1 protein-coding gene is annotated in these 1,698 nt (G+C 69.3%); it reads right to left on the minus strand.

Annotation, left to right across the window (positions count from 1 at the left end; all coding sequences use genetic code 11):
* On the minus strand, positions 1–1,298 hold a 1,298-nt coding region (locus ACFW22_RS35815; protein ID WP_386412974.1), incomplete at its 3' end, for an FG-GAP repeat domain-containing protein.
* Between the last annotated feature and the right edge of the window lie 400 nt (positions 1,299–1,698).

Below are 1,698 nucleotides of genomic sequence, written 5' to 3' on the forward strand. Positions count from 1 at the left end.
TAGAGGATGCCGGAGCGGTCGCGGGCCAGCAGGTCGCCCTTGCCGTCGCCGGACAGGTCGCCGGGACCGACCAGGACGTTGTAGGCGCTCCAACCGGTGCCGATGTAGACGCCGTCGATGTAGAGGCCGTTGTCGTACACCTCCGCCAGATCGGACGAGGCGTCCATGTCGGTGGAGGAGATGTGCGTGAAGTTCGCACCCTTCCAGTTGCCGGTGTCACTGGTCTGCACGCGGGGCGCGAGCAGGCCGGTGCTCCGCACGCCGTACCAGAACATCGTGCCGGCGGTGTCCCGCGCCCGGACGCCTTCCTTGTTTCCGGTGACCGGGTTGTTGCCCGCCCCGCCGAACTGGGGGACGCCGGCCCAGCCGCCCGTGTTGCTCCTCTGCACGCGGGCCCCGAGGGTGCCGTTGCCCTTGCCGGTGTAGTACCAGAGGGTGCCCTTCATGTCGCGGGCGATCAGCTCGCCGTTCCCGTCGCCGTTGTCGTCGCCGACGGACATGATCTGGTTGTAGATGTGCCAGCCGGTGCCGATCTTGACGCGGGCCGCGAAGGGCCGTGCCTTGTCGCCGGTGCCGGCGTAGAACCACAGGTCCCCGGCGGTGTCCCGGCCGATCAGGTCCGCCCAGCCGTCGCCGTTGTTGTCGCCGATGCCGAAGAGCTGGTCGTAGATGTTCCAGCCGCTGCCGATCTTCACCCGGGAGGCGAAGGGCGCGCTGCGGTTGCCGGTCGCGTAGTACAGGTACAGGCCGCCGTCGTGGTCGCGGGCGACCAGATCGGCGCGTCCGTCGTCGTTCACGTCACCGGGCGCGACGACCTTGTTGTAGGCGTTCCAGCCGCGGCCTTCCCAGGCGTAGGAAGCGCCGTTGGTCGTGGCGTCGGTGTAGAGGCTGAGGACACCCGACTGCGAGAGCAGCAGCACCTCGGGGCCGCTGGCGTCCCCGTCCTGGTTGCCGATCGGGATGATGTCCTTCGCCGGCTCGTCGGTGTATCCGAACTGGCCTTCCTGACCCGTGGTCGTCGCGGTGTAGACGTTGCCGTCCCAGCCGCGATAGATCAGGTCGCTCCTGCCGTCGCCGTCGAAGTCCGACAGCTGCGGAGAGGCGCCGACCCCGGTGGTCGCCGTCGTGCCGGCACGGGCGGCGCCGCCTCCCGGAAGGTTCAGGGACGGCGGGTCGAAGGTGACCACCGGCTTCTCGGCGGTCGGTCGCGGCGCGGGCGAGTCCGCGGAGGCGGGGCCCGCGAGGAGCATGCCGGCGGAGAGCGCCAGGGCGGTGCAGGCCGCGAGGCGGGTACGCATGGATCGAACAGAACGCAAAAGATCCCCCCCAGGGATCAGGTGTCATCGAGCCGGGAACAGGGGTCCGCGACGCCTTGGCACGGCAGGAAGCACATGCGAAGGGCGGACACCTCCCGGATGTGGGGCGAGCATACATTCCGGTGGTGACGGTGCTTCAACCGATATCCCCGGCAACGGAGGGCCGTCCGGGTTTCCGTACTCGGGCCCTGGACGGGTGCGAAACGCCCCGCACCGGAGGTCCGGTGCGGGGCGTCAGGCACGGGGAGACGGTGCTACGAGATCGAGTTGTAGATCTGGTAGCCGTTTCCGATCTTGGCCCGGGGGGTGAACTTGCCGGGGCTGGTGTTGAGGTAGCGGTAGAGGTCGCCGCCGGAGGTGACGCCGAGGAGGTCGGCCTTGC

It is taken from the genome of Streptomyces sp. NPDC058872 (assembly GCF_042743065.1).
GTDB lineage: Bacteria > Actinomycetota > Actinomycetes > Streptomycetales > Streptomycetaceae > Streptomyces.